The organism is Phormidium sp. CCY1219 (genome assembly GCF_035615515.1).
Taxonomy (GTDB): Bacteria; Cyanobacteriota; Cyanobacteriia; order Cyanobacteriales; family Laspinemataceae; genus CCY1219.
Window position 1 is genome coordinate 1 of the sequence record NZ_JAJENT010000347.1, and the last position, 20,127, is coordinate 20,127.

A 20,127-nucleotide genomic window follows, 5' to 3' on the forward strand; every position below is an offset into this window, starting at 1 on the left:
GCTCGCCGTTCTCACTGGCATCGATGCCAATACCCTCGGCGTGGAGGACTTCTTCACTGTCGGGTAATCCCGTAGGGGAAGTGCGAAACGCACTTCCCCCCTACATAAAGTTGTTAACTTGCAATATAGAAGGGACCTGGATGCTTGACAAGTTAGGAATTTTGTGGGAATTCAGGAAAGAGGCGAGGGAAATTTCTCAATTCTTCTCTTCATTCGAGGCGGAGCCTCAGAGTGGGGGTTCCCAGCATGTGCTGGGAACGAGTTATACAGCAATATACCATCAGCCACTTCGACTGGAAACCACCTTGCGAATTAGCATGGGAGCGATATCAGTAACGGGCAAAATATAGTGAGCGGCACCGAGAGCGATCGCTTCTCTAGGCATGCCAAACACCACGCAAGTGGCTTCGTTTTGGGCGATAGTGAGGCCGCCGGCGCGGGCGATCGCCTGCATGCCCTCAGCCCCATCGCGGCCCATGCCCGTGAGCAGCACCCCCAGTACCCCGCGCCCATAATAGTGAGCCACAGACTCAAACATCACCGTTACCGAAGGGCGATGTCCCGAATACGGCGGGGCATTAGAATGAACGAAGCGCCCGCGATTGTCTAACTCCAAGTGCTTGCGTTCAGGGGGAAAATACACCATTCCCGGTTGCGGGTATTCCCCCGGGGGAGCGATTTTCACTGGTAAGTGACATTCAAGAGCCAGCCAATCTACCAACCCCTGCAAAAACCCCTCACTAATGTGCTGTACGCAAAGCACCGGCACCGGGAAATTCGGCGGGAGCTGAGTGAGAATCCCGTACAGTGCTTGCGGCCCCCCGGTAGAAGCGCCGATCGCCACCATCCGGTAAAAGGCAGCCGATGCAGGCGTTGCGGGCGGCGGAACAGAGCGAGACATCACAGAAGAGGGGCGATCGCTTCCCAGGAAAGACCGTTTCCGAGGCGCATCCTCCCCAGACACCCTCACCGACTTCTCCGGTTTCGGCGATGCACAGACAGGCGGGAGCGATCGCGGCGGTGGCGCAGACACACGCGGTTGCGGGCGCACCACCGATACTTCCCCACTCGCAGCAGAGCGTCGATGCAGGGTAAACACCGCCACGCCAGAGAGTACCCGAATCTTCCCAATCAACTCCTGACGAAGGCGATCGAAATTATTCATCATCCCAGAGCGAGGTTTGGGAAACACATCCACCGCCCCCGCCTTCAGCAGCTTAAACACATTATGCGTATCCTCCGCCTGCACCGAAGAACTAATCGCCAAAATCGGGCGCGGGAACTTCGACATCACCTCCTGAGTAAACTCCAGCCCATTCATTTCAGGCATGTGCAGGTCCGTACAAATCACATCCGGTTGAACCTGCGGAACCAACGTAAGACCCTCCACCCCGGTTCGAGCCGTACCCACAATTTCAATATCTGGCGTCCCTCCCAAAAGGCGCTTAAAAATCGTCAGCGCCACCGGAGAATCATCCACCAGTAAAACTCGAATCGGTTTTTTGTTCATTTTCGCTCGCGTACTATCCATTCTAAAAATATTCTCAGAAGCCACCGCCACCCCAAGCACCCCTATCTAAACCAAACGTCGGAGCGTATCTAATAGCACATCCTGATTAAAACTGCTTTTCGTAATATAAGCATTTGCTCCGGCTTGCGCCCCCCGTTTTTTATCTTCATCCCGCGCCAGGGAAGTCACCAACACGATCGGCAACTCCGAATACTCCTGGTGTTCGCGGATTTTGGCCACCAATGCCAACCCATCCATATTGGGCATTTGCACGTCCGAGACCACCGCATCAAAGGTACGAGTCTTAAGTTTATTATAACCATCCAAACCATCCACTGCCGTCACCACTTCATATCCCGCACCTTCCAGAATTCGCTTTTCCTGAGTGCGTGTGGCGATCGAATCTTCTACCAGCAGCACCAGAGGCTTGCTGGGAGCCTCTTCCATCTCCACATCTTCACTGGGTAGCATCGGCGTCGCCTGGGCCATTGGGGCAGAGCGCTGGCGAACCGACTTGAGCAAATCCTGGGGATTGAGCACCATACAGACCTCCCCCGTGCCGAGAATCGTTGCCCCAGAGACATTTCGCACTCGTTGGAGCAATTGACTCTGGGGTTTGAGGACCACATCCTGCTCGTCTACCAACGCATCCACCAACAATCCCAATCGTTCCTCACCGATTTGCAGGATAATACAAGGCCAACTGGACTCCGCAATACTTTGTTCCCGCTCCTCGCGAGCCTCTTGTACGCTCATGCGAGCTGCCATTTTCTGGCGGGGGGACAGTTCCAGCAGATCCGCCAATTTCACCACCGACACCGGATACCCCTCCAGGATTATCGTTTCGCGACCCTCAATCGAGAAAATCTCGCTTTCATGGACCAAGCGCGCCATTTGCACAAACTCCACCGGCAATGCATAAGAAATCTCCTCCACCATCACCAGCAGCACATGTGCCGTTGCCAAACTGGTGCCGAGAGACAGGCGCAGAGTCGTCCCCTCACCGGGGGCAGAGTTCACCTGAATCGTGCCTTTGAGCCGTTCCACATTGGTGCGAACCACATCGAGTCCCACCCCACGTCCCGAGACTTCCGTCACGAAGGTGCGCGTGGAAAAACCCGGGGCAAAAATCAGGGATTGGATTTGAGTCGGCGTCATTGCGGCGAGTTCTTCTTCGCGACAAATTCCGCGCGCGATCGCCGTTTTCTTGATTTTCTCCAGATCCAGTCCGCGCCCGTCATCGCTCACCTCGATAATAATATTCGTTGCGGTTTGGTAGCCCTCGAGGCGAATTGTTGCCTTTGCCGGTTTCCCTTGTGCTTCCCGTTGTTCCGGGGTTTCGATACCATGATCGATCGCATTGCGAATGATGTGCATCAGCGGATCCTTCATTTCCTCCAAAATCCGCTTATCGGCGCGAGTCTGTGCCCCTTGCACAATCAACTCCACCTGCTTCCCTTCTTGTTTCGCTAAATCCCGCACCATGCGGGGAAACAAATTAAAAATCGTCGAAAGTGGCAACAAGCGCAGGGTGCGAATCCCTTCTTCGAGTTCATCGCTAATAATATCCAGTCTGGCATTATCCTCATACACCGCATTTCGCAGACGATTCACCACCTTCCCCAGGCGATCGAGTCGTTCTTCCAGACGATGATGAAAGCCCTGCAATTGCTGTAAAGCCCCATTGCGGTTGCCCTGGGTCACTTCTTCGAGGGCAAAGCGATTGATAAATGCATCTCGACTCCACTCTTCCCACAGGGAAACGATTTCCTCCACCTCCCAGAGGCGATGGGCGATGCGGATTTTGGTCACCGTCAGTTCCCCGGTTTGGGTCATCAACCCATCGAGGTTGCGCGTTTCCACCCGAATCGTGTCGATGCGGTAATTGCTGCTAGGGGCGGTGGACACTGGTGCAGGAGAGGCTTGGTGCGGGGAAGTCGGCGAGGGTGCAGGGGGTTTTTTCTGTGCCTGAGGGAGGGGTTTTGTCGTTCTGGGGGGCGGGGATTCCCGTTGCACCCCACTACCATTGTGATGGTGCGGTGGCTCAGTGGGTTCGGCGGGGGGCGCTGGGGGTTTGGCGCTGGGTCTGTCCCCACCGTTGGACTCTGGGGCGCTGGCGTTGGGTTCTTCTGTAGGGGGAACCGACTCGGAAACGGAGGTGGTTTCCGAGGTGGCGTCCCCTTCTTGGGCTTCGCTTTGCAGGTCCGAGTCTTCCCTCGGTGGTTCTTCTGGGGCGCTGTCTTCGGTGTGGGCGTCTTGGGTGTGGGCGTCTTCGGTATCGACCTGTTCGGTGTCGGTGGGGGAGGACTCGGCGGCGGAATTTTCCCTGTCCGCCGAGTCGGATTTGGCTCCCATCAGGCGGGCGAGGACGTAAAAGGTATTCACTCCGGCGGCTTCGCCGGTGATGCATTCCTCCACCAGTTTGCCGATCGCGTCTAACCCATAATAAAGGCGATCGCACAGGTCTGAGGTGAGGGGGCTTTCCCCTCGTTTTACGGTACCGAGTAGATGTTCCCATTGATGGGCTAGGGTGGCGATATCTTTGACCCCCAACATGCCTGCATCGCCTTTCAGGCTATGGGCCTCTCGCATCAATTCTTCTATTTTTGCCGAATCATCGGGCTGGTTTTCTAGGTGCAATAACCCTTCTTCGAGTTTTTGTAAGTGTTCTTCGCTGGCGACTTTGAAGGTCATCCGCAGCTCTTCGTCTTCAATCATCATGGCGTTGTCTCCTCGATGCATGGATTTGGATGTAGCCTCATAGATTGCCCCTTCATCCAAGATTCCCGCTCCTGTAGTGAAAAGTTGAGGGTGTAGTCCCGGAAGTTGCGATCGCGTTTTCTATGAGTTTGAAAGGGAGAATTTTTATTCCAGTGTGGCTATATTTCTTTGGGGGAGTTTTCTCCCCCCTCGGGGTTTTGCCCATGATGGGGGTTTGGTGCCAGAAAATGTCACACCATCGTCCCGAGATCCCGGGCCAGGTGGTTGAGGGTTTGAGTGCTGGTTTTGGTTTGCGCGATGCCAGTGGCGGTTTCTTGGGCACCGGCATTGAGGCTTTTCATGGCTTCTACGACTTGCTGCACCGCGATCGCTTGTTGCCCCGCCGTCAGGGAAATTTGTTGAGAATTGATGACAATTTCGTTTATCGCTTCCACAATGGTGCCTACGGTTTTTTGCCCCTCATCGGTGACCATCACTGTGCGACGAGTCACCTCTTGGATATCTGCAACCAGGTGATTGATCCGTTCGGCGGATTCTTGGGAGCGATCGGCTAGTTTGCGAATTTCCGAAGCAACGACACCAAATCCTTTTCCCTGTTCGCCGGCGCGCACCGCTTCCACCGCCGCATTCAAAGCGAGCATATTGGTTTGGTTGGCCAAAGAACTCACCACAGTAGCAATTTTATCAATTTGCTCCACTTGTTGGCTCAGGCTGGTAATTTGCTGAGCGATTTGGTCTACTTTCTCCTTGAGTCCGGGGGTGGTGGTGGGGGAGAGTCCCCGCGAGGGAGTGCCAGGAGAGTCCTGGGCGGTGGCGCTATAGCTATCCACCAGGGTCAATACATGTTTGGCGCTATTGAGGGCTGCGTCTGCTTGTTCTGCGGTAGACTTTGCCGAAGCGTTCAACTCGTCCATCGTACTGCTACATTCATTTGAAGCACTGGCTTGATGTGCCGCAATCCGCTCTTGTTCCTCAGCGGCGGCGGCAATTTCAGTGGAACTGGAACTGAGTTGATTGACCGTTTCGCGCAGTTGACGCGCGATCGCATTACTCACCACATAGCCAAACGGAGAAGCGGCGAACACGGCAATGACCACTAAAATGATAAAAATGACGACGGTTTCTCGTAAAACGCGATTGGCAATTTGTCGTTCCTCCTGGGCGACTTCTAATTGTAAATCCATTAATTCGCGCAACTTCGCCGTCACGGGATCGATAACCTTATAAAGAGGGCCGTCAAATTGACTTAATCCGGCGCGATTTCCGGCTTCTAAGACGCGCTCGAGCTGTTGGATTTCTACATTGGCGGCGGCCAATAATTCTTCTAATTCATTCACCAAGGTTTGCTCGCGATCGGTTAAGTAAGTTTCCTGGTAAGCCTCCCACGCTTTTTCGCTCTCTTTTTGGGCGGTGTCTACCTGCGCTATTGCTTGGTTGAGGGTGATGAGGTTGGCATTGGCTTTGTTGACTGCATCGACAATTTCTATGGCATAATTATCGGCAATGAGGTCCAGTTGTCGTAAGGGAATCACGCGATCGTCATAAATCGTGCCCACTTGGCGATCGATGCGGAGAAACGAATAAATCGAATAAGCACTAATTCCGACTAAAATCAACGCCGGAATTACAAAAAAACCCAGGTAGAGTTTCGTGTGTAGCTTTTTGATATTCCCAAACATTGGAAGAGTTCCTATACGATTTGTCTAATGTGTTTGGCGGCTTCATTGAGGTTTTGGGTACCGATTCTAACTTGGGCAATGCCACCGGCGCTGTCTTGGGAAACTTGGTTAAGAGCATTCATGGCTGCTAAAATTTGTTGCAGATCGTTGGCTTGTTCTTGTGCGCCGAGGGAGATTTGTTCTGTGTTTAGGGAAACTTCATCGATCGCATTTTCAACCCCACTCAAAGCATCGGCGGTTTGTTGGGCGATTTGGACGCCTCGTTCCACGGTTTGGGAACCCTCGCGAGTGGCTTTTACCGTGGTATGAATCGCCCGTTGGATATCGGCGACTAGGATATCGATGCGTTCGGCGGATCGTTTGCTTTGGTCGGCGAGTTTGCGAATTTCGGTAGCGACGACCCCAAAGCCTTTGCCATGTTCCCCGGCGCGTACCGCTTCCACGGCGGCGTTGAGGGCTAGCATGTTGGTTTGGGTGGCCAAATCGGTGACCAACCGCGCGATGCTGCTGATTTGTCCGGTGTGTTGGCTTAGGTGCTGAGTTTGTTCGGCGATCGCCGCAACTTTTTCGTGGAGAGTTGCCATTCCTTGCAGGGTTTCTCCCACTGCTGCGGTGCCACTCTCGGTGAGATTGAGGGCTTCCCGGGCGTTTTTCGCCGCACTGTCGGCGCGATCGGCGGCTTGATGCGCCGCCGCATTTAATCCATCTATGGTGGCGGTGGTTTGATTCACCGCTGATGCCTGCTGGGTGACGACTCGCTCCTGCTGTTCCATTGTAACCGCAATTTCTGTGGCCGAGTGCGCGATCGCCTCCGCTTCCAGGGTAATGGTTCGCGCTACACCGGATGAAATCCACAATGCTGCGCCAATGGCTAAAGAGACGAGAAGCAATGACGCCAACAACAACACCCCAATCAGCGATCGCAATGCGGCCCTTGCTTGGCTGGTTCTCGCCGCTAAAAGCTGCTTTTCCGTGCGGCTGAATTCTTGATAAATTTTTTCAAATTCATTCCCCAGTTCGATGCCGATCCCCGTCTCGAACAATTCTACCGCTTCCGCTTGTTTGCCCTCGTTCACTAAGCGGATTATTTTCGTAATAAATGCATCGGAGCTAACTTTAATTTCCCGCAATTTTTCTAACCGTTCTTGTTGTTCGGAAACGATAATCAGCGGTTCGATGGATTCAGAGGCTTCGTGGAATAACTCTAATGCCCGATGGTATTCTTCGATAAAGGCTGGATCGGCATCGGCGAGATACCCCCGACTGCTTGTTTCCATCCCCTGGGCACCCCGCGACATTTGATTGATATTCAAAATGACGTTTTGTACCCGTTCGACTTCTTGAAAAGTGTCGAGCGCTTGCCGAACCGTAGAGGCGATCGGAATCCCCGCCACTATTAAATAAGCGGCGATCGGGACCGTATAGCCAAGTAGCATTTTCGGTCGAAGTTTCACTGGAGTCCACATAAACGGATTTTTCTCATTGAAGACAGAAGTGTAAGCGCGAATCGTTTATTCATTACTCGATACAGCAGGGATTGAGATAAGGCTGAATAGGGTCGATCCATCCGGCAACCCGGATGAGTCCTTCAATTTCCCTTACTTTAACATTTCTTCTCGCTCAATTCCCAATTCTTTTATCATATCCCGAATCACTTGATAATTCGCCGGCTCGGTGGCTTCATAGCGAATTAATTCCCCAAATCCAGTCACCTCAATCTCTTGGTGAGCGTTGAGAATAATCTCTCTCAGTTGCGCTTTTAGCCTTGGGTCTAAATCCTCGCGATAGGTCAGGGGAGACCCGGGCAGCGGATCCGATCGCCACAAAATTAGATTGGTTTGTTTGGTGATAAATCCTTTTTCGAGCATTTTGTCGTAAGAAATATCGCTGTCGGCGGCGGCATCCACCGTGCCGTATTTCACCGCAATTTCCGCTCGATCGTGACTCCCGGCATAGGTGAGTTCTCCAAAAAATTCTTTCGGCATCATCCCGGTGGCTTTTTTGATAGCATAGGTAGGCATTAATGCACCGGAGGTGGATGCCGGATCCACAAAAGCCACGGATTTCCCTTGCAAATCTTCTAAGGATTTAATGCTCGAATCCCTAGGAGCCACAAAAATACTATGATAAGTAGATTTCCCATTGTATCTTACCCCCACGGCAAAGGCTTCTGCTCCCGCTTCTTCTTCCGCCAATACATAGGAAAGCGGCCCAAAAAATGCCAGATCCACTTTATCTTGTTTCATCCCTTCAATGATTCCCCCGTAGCTGGTAGCCGTAAAGAATTCTACCCGGCGTCCGAGTTTCTGCTCTAGGTAAGCACGCATAGGCTCGAATCGCTGTTCCATTTTGTGGATTTGTTCCGCAGGAATTAAGCCTAAAACCACTGGTTCACTGGCTAAGGCAATGGATTGCCTGTTCTGGCTTTCACAAGCAACCACCAGCGGCAATAACAGGAATAAGGCGGTGCAAAGTTTTCGGCAAAACATCATTGACTTCCTCTTTTTTGAACTTAGATTAAATAAGATCGGGTATTTTTTCCATCAAACGCTCCCGCAATCATCGATTTACTGACAAGCAGATGGTAGGGTGGACAGAGCCACTTTCAGAGGTGCCGATCGCGCATCTATTCTCGTGCCTGCCCACCCTACAAACTTAAACCGAACAACCAATGACAAAGGTAGTTTCTCCTTGGTCATTTGTCCTTGGTACTTGGTCATTTGTCCTTAGTCCTTGGTCATTTCTCCTTGGTCCTTGGTCATTTCTCCTTGGTCATTTGTCATTGGTCATTGGTCCTTTGTGGTTTGTCATTTGACCATTGACCATTGACCATTGACATTATTTTTTCCCAAAGAATCACACCATGTTTTTGAGAGCGATCGCGGTTTGGTTGAGGCTATCGGTACCGACTTTGGCTTGGGTAATCCCATTGGCAGTTTCCCTGGCAATTTGATTGAGGGCATTCATGGCATCGAAGACCTGTTCGATCGCGACTGCTTGCTCGCCAGAATTGCGGGAAATTTGTTGAATGTTTCCCACAATTTCATTCATAGAGCGAATGACGATATCCAGGGTTTGGGTTCCGTTGTGGGTGACGCTGACGGTATCCTGGGTGGCGGTTTCAATCTCTTTAACTAGGGTATTAATCTGTTCGGCACACTGACGCACTTCGTCGGCGAGTTTGCGAATTTCGCTAGCAACCACACCAAATCCTTTTCCCGCATCACCCGCACGCACGGCTTCCACTGAGGCATTGAGGGCGAGAATATTGGTTTGATTGGCAATATTGCTGACCAGGGTGGCAATGGTCTCAATTTGACGCACTTGCTGCCTGAATCCTTGAATGCGATCGCTGATTTGTTGTACGCTTTGTTTGAGGGTTTTTTCGGTAAAAAAACTCTCGGAAGAGAGAGAGTTAAAATCCCCAGGGGTTTCCTTACCATTCCCTAGTTTTTTCCGGTCAAACTCTAGGGAAGAATCCATCCTCTGTGCCGGAAGAGAAAACTCATTGCTGGCGGGGCGCTCCTCAGGAGCAAAATTTGTTTCTGAAGCGGACAACTGAAGGAAGCCAACCCTCGAGTTTGCCCGGGAATTTTTGGCGTTGCAATCCACCAGATTTAACACGAAGCGCGCATTTTGAGCCGCAGATTCAGCTTGTGCTGCTGTAGCTTTTGAGGAGGCGCTTAACTGCTCCATTGAGGTGGTGGTTTGATTCACGGAACTAACCTGCTGCATGGCGGCGCTTTCTCGATGTTTGAAGCTGGCGGCAATTTCTGTAGAGGAGCTAGTTAATTCGGTGAGGGTGCGATAAATTTGGTCTCGAATGCTAGCGGCAATTTGTAGTGCAATTAATAAAATGACAAGGCTGCCAATGGCGGTTCCCCAGATGGAAATCGCTTTTGCTAAATCCAACTCTGCATTGGTTTTCGCTTGTTTTGCCGCCAATATTTTCCGCTCTTGCGCGACAAAATCGTGGTGCAATTTTTGCATTTCTCGGATAAGTTCGCTACTGCGATCGGTGGAAAAAATTCTCACCGCTTGTTCTCGGCGATCGGTGGAGGCAAACTCTAGCATTTCCCGCTGTTGATTTTCCAGTTCTTTTCCCAGTTCTATATAGTTTTGGAACCGCTTTTTTTGTTGGGCATCTTCGAGGGTTTCGATTTGCGGTTCTAACCGACGAACCTGGGTGTGATAGGAGTTGAGTCCGATGTCAAATCCCTGACGATGACGTTCTTTTTGATTGACCAAATACCCCCGCATTGACCGCTCCATGCGAATGGCATGAAGGGTAGCTTCTCCTAAGTGATTGACTATCTCTCGAGAGTGATTAATTTCGGCGTGAAGTTCTTCAACTTTGCTAACCTTCTCAGAGAGGAGTCCTGCAAGAAGACCACAGATCGCCAGTGGGGCGATCGTACAGGCGACGATTCGACCTCTGAGTTTAAATTGACCGAACATATAGAATAGCTCCTGAATTGCTGCGGGTTCGTCTGGACGGGCGACGGAGGATAAATCCATCCGGTTTGTTTGCATGAGTACGTTAAATCAGAGGGCAATTGGTTGCAAATTACCCCGGATACCTCAGTAATAGTTTCCTAAATTTTGCAGGGTTTGAGGTTAAGTCCGGTTTAAGGAAAAAATTAAGATTTTATAAAATGGAAAAGCTTAATAAAAATTGAAGAATTACACCTTCAAGGCGGATGAACTGACCTGGAGTCTGAAGGAGTGAAACTATTTTAGAGGGTTCCAAGAATTGGCCGCTAATGCCAAGGGCAAACGGCTTTACCACCCTAGCTATTTTCGAGTATAGTCAAGCGGGAGATGGCTCGCGAGTTTTGACAGGTTTTTTTAAGATTTAAGTGGTGGGATTTCCGGTTGTAGAATCCTGAGGTGGTTTTTATGCAAAAAAAATTTAAAGCAGCAGGCCGATCGCCCCACTGCATCTCGGAGACACGATCGCTTCGGGAAGTCGTGACGGCGGCATGAGCGGGCGATCGGCCCTAATCTCGATCGCTGCCAGAGTATTAAACTTCTTCTTTGAGCCTGATTGCTGCCTGATTGAGCTGCTGAATCCCAATTTTAGTTTGCGCGATGCCGCTGGCATTTTCTTGTGCCGATTGATTAAGATTGTTCATCGCCTCCACCACTTGCTGAATTGCCACAGCTTGTTGTTTGGCACTCAAAGAAATTTGTTGCGCGTTCACCGAAATATTGTTGATAACGGCGACAATACTTTCCACGCTGCGCGTGCCATCTTTCATCACCACCACGGCAGAATTGGTGGCATTTTGAATATCCACCACTAATCCGGTAATTTTTTCGGCGGATTGCTTGCTGCGATCGGCCAGTTTGCGGATTTCCGAGGCAACCACGCCAAACCCTTTGCCATGTTCTCCCGCGCGCACCGCTTCTACGGCGGCATTCAGTGCCAGCATGTTGGTTTGATTGGCAATTTCGCTGACTAAATTGGCAATTTTATTGATTTGATTAACCTGTTCGGTTAAATGTTGAATTTGAGTGGCAATTTGCTCCACTTGTTCCCGGGTAGACTCGGCAGTGTCGGCAGATTGTTCGGAAGAAGCGGCCAATTCGTCCATCGTAGTGGTGGTTTGGTGAACTGCACTGGCTTGTTGGTTGGCCATGCGTTCTTGCTGTTCGCTGGTCGCGGCAATTTCTGTGGAAGAAGAGGCAATAGTAGCGGCGGTGTCGTTAATGGTTTCCGTAATGCGCGTGGCGATCGCCCAGCCCAAAATCAGCGCTACAACCACGGAAGTTGCCGTACTCAGAAGCACAACTTGAGTCAAAAATTCCAGCATATTTTCGACTCGATCGTTTTTTTCGTCCAGAAGTTGGCCTTCTACAGCATTAAATTCCGCCAGCTTTTCTTCAATATTGCTCGTTACCCGCTGACGCTCGGCTGAAGAATAGATTTCCAATGCTTTTTCTCTTTGGTTTTGTCGCACTAAGTTCACAAAACTGCGATTAAACTCAATCGAGTCTTCTGCCAATCGCACAATCTCATTTAGCCGACGTTTCTGCTCCTCGTTCTTCACATGTTCTTGCAAATAAAGCATGGAGTCATTATAAGTCGCAATGGCTTCATCGATGTTCTTTAAAATTGCGGGTTCCGGGTCGAGCAGATAGCCCCTCCCGCCTCGGTGAATTGCAGCAATACTCCAGGCAATGCGATCGGAACTCCTCACCAGTTGTTTGCCAATTTCTGCGGTGAAAACCTGTTGTTTGACTTGTTTGACCGTCCCATAGACTACACTGGCTGCCACAATCGAGAATAATAGGGGAATGGAATATCCCAATAAAATCCGCGATCGCAATTTTAAACCCTTAAACATTCTGCCGTCCTCTTGCAATGATGCTCGCTGATTAATTCATGTGAATCAAGTGGCTTTTTTCGATGCCCGCTCTAAAACATACCATTTTAACATATTGAGTAGCAGAAGCTTCCCACAGCTCGGCCATTCCCCACGGATGATTGCCGGGGAATATTTCACCCTTCAAACACTACAGTGCCTCCCTCACCTGTCCCCATCAGTTGGATTCCATTTTTTGTATCTACAGGGTTAACATGGGATGGCTTGGGCTACCATTGCTGGGGTGTTTTTCTCCGCTAATTCCATTATAGATGCCCTGGCTTCTGCTGAAATAATTTGTCCGGCTTTTGGTTAGATCCCCAGTGGGTTAAACTTTTATGTTTGTCAATGAAATTGTATTACATCCTACAGAATTTTAATCTAGGGATGGGCTTCCACCACTGCAATTTAAGTGGCGTTTGGCGGCGGGTCAAATTTGCGCCGACATCGGTTGAGGCACAGATGATTGAAGACTTTCGCGCGCTCAACCCTTGCCCCGTCTTGTGGGGGTGCGATCGCTATCTTGTCCGGTGCAGACCCTCTACATTTCTTAATTTTCTCATAAATTTTTCTGAAAATTTTTAAACGAAGCTTAATTTTCTTTAAGTTTTATATCTTTCGCGATCGTGAGGCTCGGGCAACTGTATTGAATTGGGGATTGGTAACTGATGAGAGCGATCGCCTTCAAGAGGGGGTGAAGGGAAACCCACGCCAAGTGAAGTGACCTTTGCGGCGTAGGAAACCCACACCGGAAGGGGCAACCCCGAACCGGCTAAATTGCAGGGGCACATGCGATCGCATCAGGGCTATTTTCTCTCCAAGTAATTTAATGGAGCATTGTACCACAACAGTGGCGATCGCGGCGAGGAAACAGTGTAAGGGTGTAGAGGGATCGCCCGGTTAGGCGGAGTTTGGCGCGCGATCGCTCCACACCACAGAAAAAGAACCTGCGATCTGCATTGACTTGAGAATCCCCAAGCATTTTGTGAAAGAAAAACAACCTGGGCAATGCTCCTGTATTTTCAACCGCAAATGTTAAGCAATAGTGATTCTTATTGTGCCAACCTGGAGACGGGATGAATCGCCTCTCTACAAGAAAACTAATGACCGAAAATCGATGAGCGAAGACCGATAAGCGAGGATCGATGAGCGAGAACAAATAACTGAGGGTGCCTATGAGGCGGTAGCCCCACTTATCCATTTAAAGCATATCTTGCAGATGGCTCGTGGCCATGTTAAGTTTTTTAAGGTGAATTTTTGTGTCACTCATGCCAGTAGCCGTTTTTGCCGCATGGTGATAACTTTCGTCGATTTGCTCGAATAGTTCTTGAACCGCGATCGCCTGCTGCTTGCTGTGCTGGTAAATTTCGCGAGCATTTGCATTCATGCGCTGGATTGCCCGAGAGAGGGGTTCGTATATTTTAGTGCCCTGTTCGGTGTCACTCACTGAGGAATGCAATCCCGTTTCGAGACTGTTCACTAAAGCATTCAAGCGATCGGCTGATTTTTGGCTTTCACTGGCCAATTGTCGCATTTTCATTGCCATCACATCAAAACAATGACAGGGCCAACTTGGTCTTTGTGCCTCCACCCCTGCATTGAGCGCCAACAAATTGGTTTGAGACGCCAAAGAACTCACCTGATGCGCCAGTTCGTAAACCTGAGCCATTTGCTCGCTTAACTGCTGAATTTTCCCGCCAATTTCTTCGATTTGCTGGGTACTCGCTTCGGTTTGCTTCGCATAGTTTTGAGAAGAAACCCGGAGATGTTCCGCCAAAGCGGTGGTTTCCCGCAATACCGCCACCTGTTGCTTCATTGCAGTTTGCTTCAAATAGATATCGTGGGTAATATCTTTCGCAGAAGATTTAAGCCGAGTACCCACATCAATGAGTGTCCCGGAAATTTGCTGCGCCAACCACAGTCCTAGGGCGATCGCCAGAGTGGTTAACCCCAAGCTCGCCACCCACAACCCATTATTCAACGATAAAACAGCGGCTTTCGTTTCCTGCTCGGTAGCCGCCTGCAGTTGATGTTGTCCCGCGATAAAATCCTCCAATACTCGAGTCAATTTCCGAGTGAGGTCTTGGCTGGGTGCCGCACCAAATGCACGAATTGCTTGCTCGGTTTTATTGGCTTTCCTCAACCGAATTAAATAGCGATTAAGCGTATCGATTTCGGTAACTAACTGTCGAATATTCTCCAAGCGTTTTAATTGTTCCGGGTCTTCCACGCCACCTTCGAGAAAATCAGCCGATTGAGCAAATAACTGCGCTCCTCGTTCGTAGGCGAGGGATACATCCGCGTCGGGTTTGAGCAGAAAGGTGGCGCTATAGTGCTGCATCTGAGAAATCCCATCCTGGATGCGGTGGGAGACGGTCAGGACTTTTTGCATCTCGGCATAAGTTGCTACCTTGCTATCCACGATTTCAGTATGGTGGGAGACAATCGTTGCAAAACCCAAGCAGAGAAACAGGAGCACTGAATATCCCAAAAATATCCGGCTTCTGAGTTTTATCGGGTGCTTTAACATGAGTTAGGGGGGCAAAAAACATCACATCTGGCTCATCATTCATTACTGAGACCGAAGAATCCAGAATCCAAATCCCCCAATTTTCCGTAAAAATTCCCCGAGGGTGGGTATCGAGAAATACTCTCGGTTTTCCTCGGTTCGGTTGTGGATGATTTGCGATCGCCCATCCATCCCGCATCCTCCCTAGGGGGGTCTTTAACCGTGGAAAAATAAAGAGAAAACGGGAACTTTTTTAGCCACCCGGATGCCGGGTAATAGTTTCAATTGAAGAAATAAAATAATCGGCGTTTTCTGCAAGCTTTCTCCTGGCTCGGTTACGCGAATTTTGGGGAAATGCCTTCTTCACCGTTAAAATTCATTTTGGGTTTTTTATCCGTTTTCTTTCCGGCGTCGGCTTAGGAGCCAGGGTCTTCATTGACCTCCAATTCGCCTCGAGTCAAAATTTTCGGTAAATCGAGCAAACTCATCATTTTTTCGCGATAAGGAGCGGTTCCGCGCAGGTATTCATCATTCGCAGAATGTACCGCGGCGGGAACCGGCGTCAGTTCCGATGGATGTAGGTACATGACATCGCAGACTTCTTCAATGGTAATTCCGGCTATCAGGTCATCTAGATGAACGACCATTGCCTTTGAGCCTTCTGAAATCGAACTCATCGGCATGTTTAAAACAGCGCGAATATCGAGTAAGGTAATGATTTCACCTCGGAGATTCATATTTCCGAGGATACGATCCGGACAGCAAGGTATCGGAGTAATTTGGCGAATATCAGTAAATTCCCGGACGATATTTAGGTCGATTCCAAAATATTCTCCGTTTAAACCCACCACAGCGATCGGCATCAACCCGGTAAAATCTTGAGTGTCGGTGGGTTGCATTAAATTTTGCGCTCGCTGTTGAAAAATCGCCATGTCTTCGGCGGAAACGTCCCACCGCCAGGAGCGCTCTTTTCCTTCAATAAAATTTAATTGGGGAGTTTCGATTGTGCTGTTTTCTTGACTGGATGGAGAGTGTTGGGAAAGGCTGGGTTCTACATTTTCCGAAGTTTCCGAATGTTCGATAAGTGGCGCGGGGTTGAGAAGCATGACTAAATCTCCCATTATCTTCGCCATGCCGCAAATGAAACGATGGGAAGAGGCATCCATCTGGCGTCCGTAGTTTAGATCCTTGGCGATCTCTTCAGAACCGATCTGTTGAACTTCATGCACTTGGTTGACGAGTAAGCCCATTTGAACGCCTTTCCATTCTAAGACGATGATGCTATCGGTTATTTTGTAGTTTTGCGATCGGTGTCCGAAGCGCAAATTGAGATCCATGACCGGTAAAATTTCTCCTCGCAGATTGAGAACGCCTACAATATCCGGGGGGGCTTCCTCGATCGCTTTTAATAAGGGAAGGAAGAAAATTTCCTGCACGTAACGGGTCTCCACTCCATAACGTGCGCCGTTTGAGCTAAAAATAAGATAAGTTTGTTGTTCCATCGTTCGGGTACGATTAGGGGAGCTTATGGATGACGATCCTCGAGCATGTTTTGTACGTAACGCCGCAATTCACCGGCAGTCACAGTTTCGGGTCTATCGATAGAGTATTCTGCCGGCAGTTCTTGGAGGATTTCTAGAGCAGCTTTTCGCATTTTATTCGCTCTTTTCATGTCTTTGCCTGCTTGATAGATTGCGGCTAACTCTAAGTATGCTGTAATGGACAAAGGCAGGAGATAAATAATTCGTTTTAGCCAATATTTTGCTTTTTCTACATCTCCTTTTTCTTCAGCAATGCGAGCCATCAGATAATAGGGTTCTACGGAAAGTGAATCGATGGCAATGGCTTGTTTGCAGTAGTGTTCGGCTTGTTGATAGTCTCCCAGATTAGCATATATTTCGGCGATTAGGGAATTGGCACCAAAGTGGCGCGGTTGTAGGCGAACCACTTGCTGGGCTTTTTGTAGTGCAACTTGGACGCGATCGTTGCGAAATAGGGTTTGGGCTTCGCCAAACAGGGTTTTAAGTAAGCTTGACTGATGTTGTTTTTCCTCCGTGGATAAGGATGGGGAGGAATAAAGACCCTGGGGGGTGTTCCGGGTGGTTTGCCGATTGGAACTCTGGAATGGCGGGGGTACGGCGTGGGTTCGCTTTGTCGGTACTGGTTTGGGAATGCTCAGCAACTGAGGTGAGGAATTCGTCAGATTCAAAGAGGAATTGGCACCGCGCTGATAAACCACCGACTGGGGAAAGACTTTGGCGCGGAATTTTCCTAAGTTTTGCCCGTGCAGTTCTGCATGAGCGCTGATTAAATAGCCACCAGGTCTGAGGGTTTGATAAAATTTTTCTAATGTGGTGGCGATCGCCGGCGGGTCAAAATATACAAAAACATTGCGACAAATAATTAAATTCATGTTGGCAATATTCTTGGTGGGGTCGGGAAAGCGATCGCTGACTAAATTTCCCGGTTGAAAGGTGACTAATTTCCGAAATTTTTCACGGATAACCCATTCGTTGTTGCGCCGATGAAAATACTTGGGCATTTCTTCCGGTTCGACTAACCGAAAAGACCAAGAATTATAACTCCCTTGCTTGGCTTTGGCGATCGCCTCGGGATTGATATCGGTTCCTAATATCAATAGATCCCACTTTTCCCAGTCGGGAATCAGTTCGGTGAGCAAAATCGCGAGGGAATAGGGTTCTTCTCCGGTGGAACACCCGGCACTCCACAGACGCAGGGAGGGTTTGGAGGTGCCTTGGGCATACCAAATTTGCCGTTGATGGGCGATCGCTTCGGGTAAAATGATATGTTTTAACAGCCAAAATTGACCTTTGTCTCGAAAGAAATAACTCTCGCCGACGGTTAATAGCATGAGGAGTTCTTTCCATTCTCCCCGCCCCGCGATCGCCCATGAAGTATCGCCCTGCGCGAGTTCCTTTTCGAGTAGCTGATAATATTGTTCGAGAGAGGATAATTTGAGGGCGTTAATTCTACTCCACAGTTTTTTGCCAAATGCCTCGCGATCTTGCGCTCGAATTCGCAAACCGGTGTAGTTTGAAATCAATTGGGCAAAACGTTCTATTATTATAACGTCACTCATTCGGAAAAACCTTGGCATGTAGTAACTTTTTTTCTTTTCAACTCAGCGATTGGATCGGGGGAGTTTTCCCAATAGGGTTTTCCCTCGAATCTGCCCACCCTCAGAGGTTGGAGGCATCCCTGGATCTTCGCCAGTCCACTCCACCGCGATCGCGGATGCATACGCTTAAGGGTACCATAAGGAACTCGGAAATACAGGCTTTCGTGCAATTGAGGGAATCAATACCGACTTTATTTCCCGAGAGCGATCGTTTTGTTCGCCCTCTCTGGGATGATGAAGTTGGCTTCACCATCGGCGTAATGCAACGCCCTGGGCTTCAATTGCCGAGAAATGTGGCAGGCTATACATTTTTTTCGCTCAATTCCTTCCCTGAAGCCCATTTCGGTGCAGGTTGTCCTCATCCCTATTCCGGGGATTATGGGGTTTTGGTTGTTTTGCCACGTTAGCACTTTCTACCTGATGCCAAGCCTTATGCAGGGAAAGGTTTGCTGCGGCGATCGCGCTTTTCGCTAAAGCGATAGGCACTACCGATTCCCGGTTTAGAGGAATTGGCGCTCACATGCAGCTTATCAGCAACGCCCCCTTGTTGCAACCCTTAGCACTGTATTGTTATTTTAACATGACTCATCTCCAGCACTCTTTCCAGAGTACCGATCCTGTGCGATCGCTTCTACCTCAATCGGCTTTATTTTGAGAAGTGCTTCTATCAACCGTCTGCAAACATCCCAAACCATGAATTTTATTAAATTCAGATGTTTTTATAAATTATTCTTAACGCTTTTTTTAATACTCGTCCGCCGGATTTTACGGGATTTGCCATTTTTTTACACTTGTTTTTTTTACGCCATTGCCGGATATTCTGGAAGAGAGAAACTGTTTTTTGTTGAACTGGTGTTTAAATATTTTTCCACAATTTGCAAGACTTTTTCGGGGTGGGGGGGCTTGCTGAGAAAATCAGACGCACCGATTAATTTAGCGCGCGTGCGGTCAATAATGCCATCGTGACTGGTGAGGATAATAATCGGCGTATTGCTGAATAAACTGCTTTGACGCAAAAAGGTGCAGAGGTTGTAGCCATTGGTGTGGGGCATCACCAAATCCAGGAAGATTAAATCCGGTTTTTTTTCAGCCAGGATAGCCACCCCCTGCATCGGGTCATGGATGGCGATCGCCTCGTATCCAGCCGGTCGAAGGATTTGCTCTAGGGCTTTAGCGATCGCAGGACTATCATCGATGCAAGCGATTAAGGGCTTAGCGGGAGTTACGGCGGCACGAATCATTCGCCACTGTTCGATCGCAGAGGGTAAATCCGGCACTTTCTCGAGTTTGATTTTACCTTGTTCGACGAAATGATGTAAAGTCCGGGTAACGCTGATGACAGATTGCTTGCGCTCGATCGCCAAATCCCAAAGGGTATTTTCGCCATTAAACAAGTTATTAAGGGTCAAAAACGATGCCGAACTCACTTGTTTTTGCAAGCGAGGCGGATCGCTCAGAACCGGTGCGAGATCGGGGTCAATGTAGCTCAACCCCATTTTTTGCCATTGTTGCCAAAGATGTTGGGCTTTTTGGAGGATCGCTCGGACATCTGCACAAGACAAAGCAAGATGAGGCGGCATATCAAAGCCAGAGAGCTGAGAATTCCACTGCGTCGTCACCTGAGGAGCGTTAGCGATCTGGAACAACACCTCCAAACCGATGGAGGAGAGGATAGCTTTAGCGGTGGGGACGCTGAGGATACGGTCTGCGATCGCGGTTTGTAGCAGTTGATATTCCCAAGGTTCGCCATCGCGGATCGACTTCGGGTCGATCGCAAAATCCGGGCAGTGTTGGTGCATGGCGCGGGACCAGCGACGGACGCGGTGAGTGCTGTCAATGGCGTACAGAAAGCGTCCGCCATCGAAATAAAAACGCCAGTGCTGCTGGTTGAGCAAAGAAGTTTGGGTTTGGGAATTGCCACGGTCTCGGTTGTGCGAAGATGTCGGTGGAGCGATGGCGCTGTCACGGGGGGGTAAGCGATCGCCTTTTGGGGGATGCGATCGCCTCTGAGCCTGTGAAGGGCTGGCAGATTGCGAGAGCGCGATCGACCATTCCCCAGTTGCTTTTTGGTGCATCAGCGCGGCCAGCTCACCAGCAATTTTTGCACAGCCTGATGACTCGGAAATCATGATAACCTCCGATACGTTTGGAAACCCCCGTGCTTTAGCCGGGGGAGGAAAAACGAACGTGCGGCTTTAGCC

12 protein-coding genes are annotated in these 20,127 nt (G+C 49.7%); all 12 read right to left on the bottom strand.

Translation table 11 applies throughout. The annotated features are described in order from the left end of the window. Positions 1 to 280 precede the first annotated feature (280 nt). The 12 genes from cheB to LKK83_RS06235 all read right to left on the bottom strand — a co-directional run bounded on the left by cheB (position 281) and on the right by LKK83_RS06235 (position 20,055). Positions 281 to 1,510: a chemotaxis-specific protein-glutamate methyltransferase CheB gene (cheB, locus tag LKK83_RS06180; RefSeq protein ID WP_324630076.1), complete on the bottom strand. Its 1,230-nt coding sequence runs from the start codon at positions 1,508 to 1,510 to the stop codon at positions 281 to 283. Positions 1,511 to 1,576: 66 nt separating this feature from the next. After that, positions 1,577 to 4,228 carry a response regulator gene (locus LKK83_RS06185; protein WP_442957286.1) on the bottom strand — a complete coding sequence of 884 codons (2,652 nt, stop codon included), beginning with the start codon at positions 4,226 to 4,228 and terminating at the stop codon, positions 1,577 to 1,579. Positions 4,229 to 4,461: 233 nt separating this feature from the next. Further along, positions 4,462 to 5,910: a HAMP domain-containing methyl-accepting chemotaxis protein gene (locus LKK83_RS06190; RefSeq protein ID WP_324630078.1), complete on the bottom strand. Its 1,449-nt coding sequence runs from the start codon at positions 5,908 to 5,910 to the stop codon at positions 4,462 to 4,464. An 11-nt stretch (positions 5,911 to 5,921) separates the two neighbouring features. Next, positions 5,922 to 7,376 carry a methyl-accepting chemotaxis protein gene (locus LKK83_RS06195; RefSeq protein WP_324630079.1) on the bottom strand — a complete coding sequence of 485 codons (1,455 nt, stop codon included), beginning with the start codon at positions 7,374 to 7,376 and terminating at the stop codon, positions 5,922 to 5,924. Between the two features lie 132 nt (positions 7,377 to 7,508). After that, entirely contained in the window at positions 7,509 to 8,402 is an 894-nt protein-coding gene (gene phnD / locus LKK83_RS06200; RefSeq protein WP_324630080.1) for a phosphonate ABC transporter substrate-binding protein, read from the bottom strand. 364 nt (positions 8,403 to 8,766) lie between these two features. Further along, positions 8,767 to 10,428: a methyl-accepting chemotaxis protein gene (locus LKK83_RS06205; protein ID WP_324630081.1), complete on the bottom strand. Its 1,662-nt coding sequence runs from the start codon at positions 10,426 to 10,428 to the stop codon at positions 8,767 to 8,769. Positions 10,429 to 10,934: 506 nt separating this feature from the next. Next, entirely contained in the window at positions 10,935 to 12,260 is a 1,326-nt protein-coding gene (locus tag LKK83_RS06210; protein WP_324630082.1) for a methyl-accepting chemotaxis protein, read from the bottom strand. 1,219 nt (positions 12,261 to 13,479) lie between these two features. Next, positions 13,480 to 14,700, bottom strand: a complete 1,221-nt coding sequence (locus LKK83_RS06215; protein WP_324630083.1) for a methyl-accepting chemotaxis protein — start codon at positions 14,698 to 14,700, stop codon at positions 13,480 to 13,482. Positions 14,701 to 15,203: 503 nt separating this feature from the next. Further along, positions 15,204 to 16,289, bottom strand: coding sequence for a chemotaxis protein CheW (locus LKK83_RS06220; RefSeq protein ID WP_324630084.1), 1,086 nt, complete (start codon positions 16,287 to 16,289; stop codon positions 15,204 to 15,206). 23 nt (positions 16,290 to 16,312) lie between these two features. Next, on the bottom strand, positions 16,313 to 17,887 hold the full coding sequence (locus tag LKK83_RS06225; RefSeq protein WP_324630085.1) for a CheR family methyltransferase: 1,575 nt from the start codon (positions 17,885 to 17,887) through the stop codon (positions 16,313 to 16,315). A gap of 469 nt (positions 17,888 to 18,356) precedes the next feature. Then, entirely contained in the window at positions 18,357 to 18,479 is a 123-nt protein-coding gene (locus tag LKK83_RS06230; RefSeq protein ID WP_324630086.1) for a hypothetical protein, read from the bottom strand. Between the two features lie 247 nt (positions 18,480 to 18,726). Continuing rightward, positions 18,727 to 20,055, bottom strand: a complete 1,329-nt coding sequence (locus LKK83_RS06235) for a response regulator (protein ID WP_324630087.1) — start codon at positions 20,053 to 20,055, stop codon at positions 18,727 to 18,729. Positions 20,056 to 20,127 lie beyond the last annotated feature (72 nt).

Bases quoted from the DNA above. Each gene is read 5' to 3' on its own strand.
- cheB (WP_324630076.1), bottom strand. From the start codon at position 1,510: ATGAACAAAAAACCGATTCGAGTTTTACTGGTGGATGATTCTCCGGTG.
- LKK83_RS06185 (WP_442957286.1), bottom strand. From the start codon at position 4,228: ATGATTGAAGACGAAGAGCTGCGGATGACCTTCAAAGTCGCCAGCGAA.
- LKK83_RS06190 (WP_324630078.1), bottom strand. From the start codon at position 5,910: ATGTTTGGGAATATCAAAAAGCTACACACGAAACTCTACCTGGGTTTT.
- LKK83_RS06195 (WP_324630079.1), bottom strand. From the start codon at position 7,376: ATGTGGACTCCAGTGAAACTTCGACCGAAAATGCTACTTGGCTATACG.
- phnD (WP_324630080.1), bottom strand. From the start codon at position 8,402: ATGATGTTTTGCCGAAAACTTTGCACCGCCTTATTCCTGTTATTGCCG.
- LKK83_RS06205 (WP_324630081.1), bottom strand. From the start codon at position 10,428: ATGGATTTATCCTCCGTCGCCCGTCCAGACGAACCCGCAGCAATTCAG.
- LKK83_RS06210 (WP_324630082.1), bottom strand. From the start codon at position 12,260: ATGTTTAAGGGTTTAAAATTGCGATCGCGGATTTTATTGGGATATTCC.
- LKK83_RS06220 (WP_324630084.1), bottom strand. From the start codon at position 16,289: ATGGAACAACAAACTTATCTTATTTTTAGCTCAAACGGCGCACGTTAT.
- LKK83_RS06225 (WP_324630085.1), bottom strand. From the start codon at position 17,887: ATGAGTGACGTTATAATAATAGAACGTTTTGCCCAATTGATTTCAAAC.
- LKK83_RS06235 (WP_324630087.1), bottom strand. From the start codon at position 20,055: ATGATTTCCGAGTCATCAGGCTGTGCAAAAATTGCTGGTGAGCTGGCC.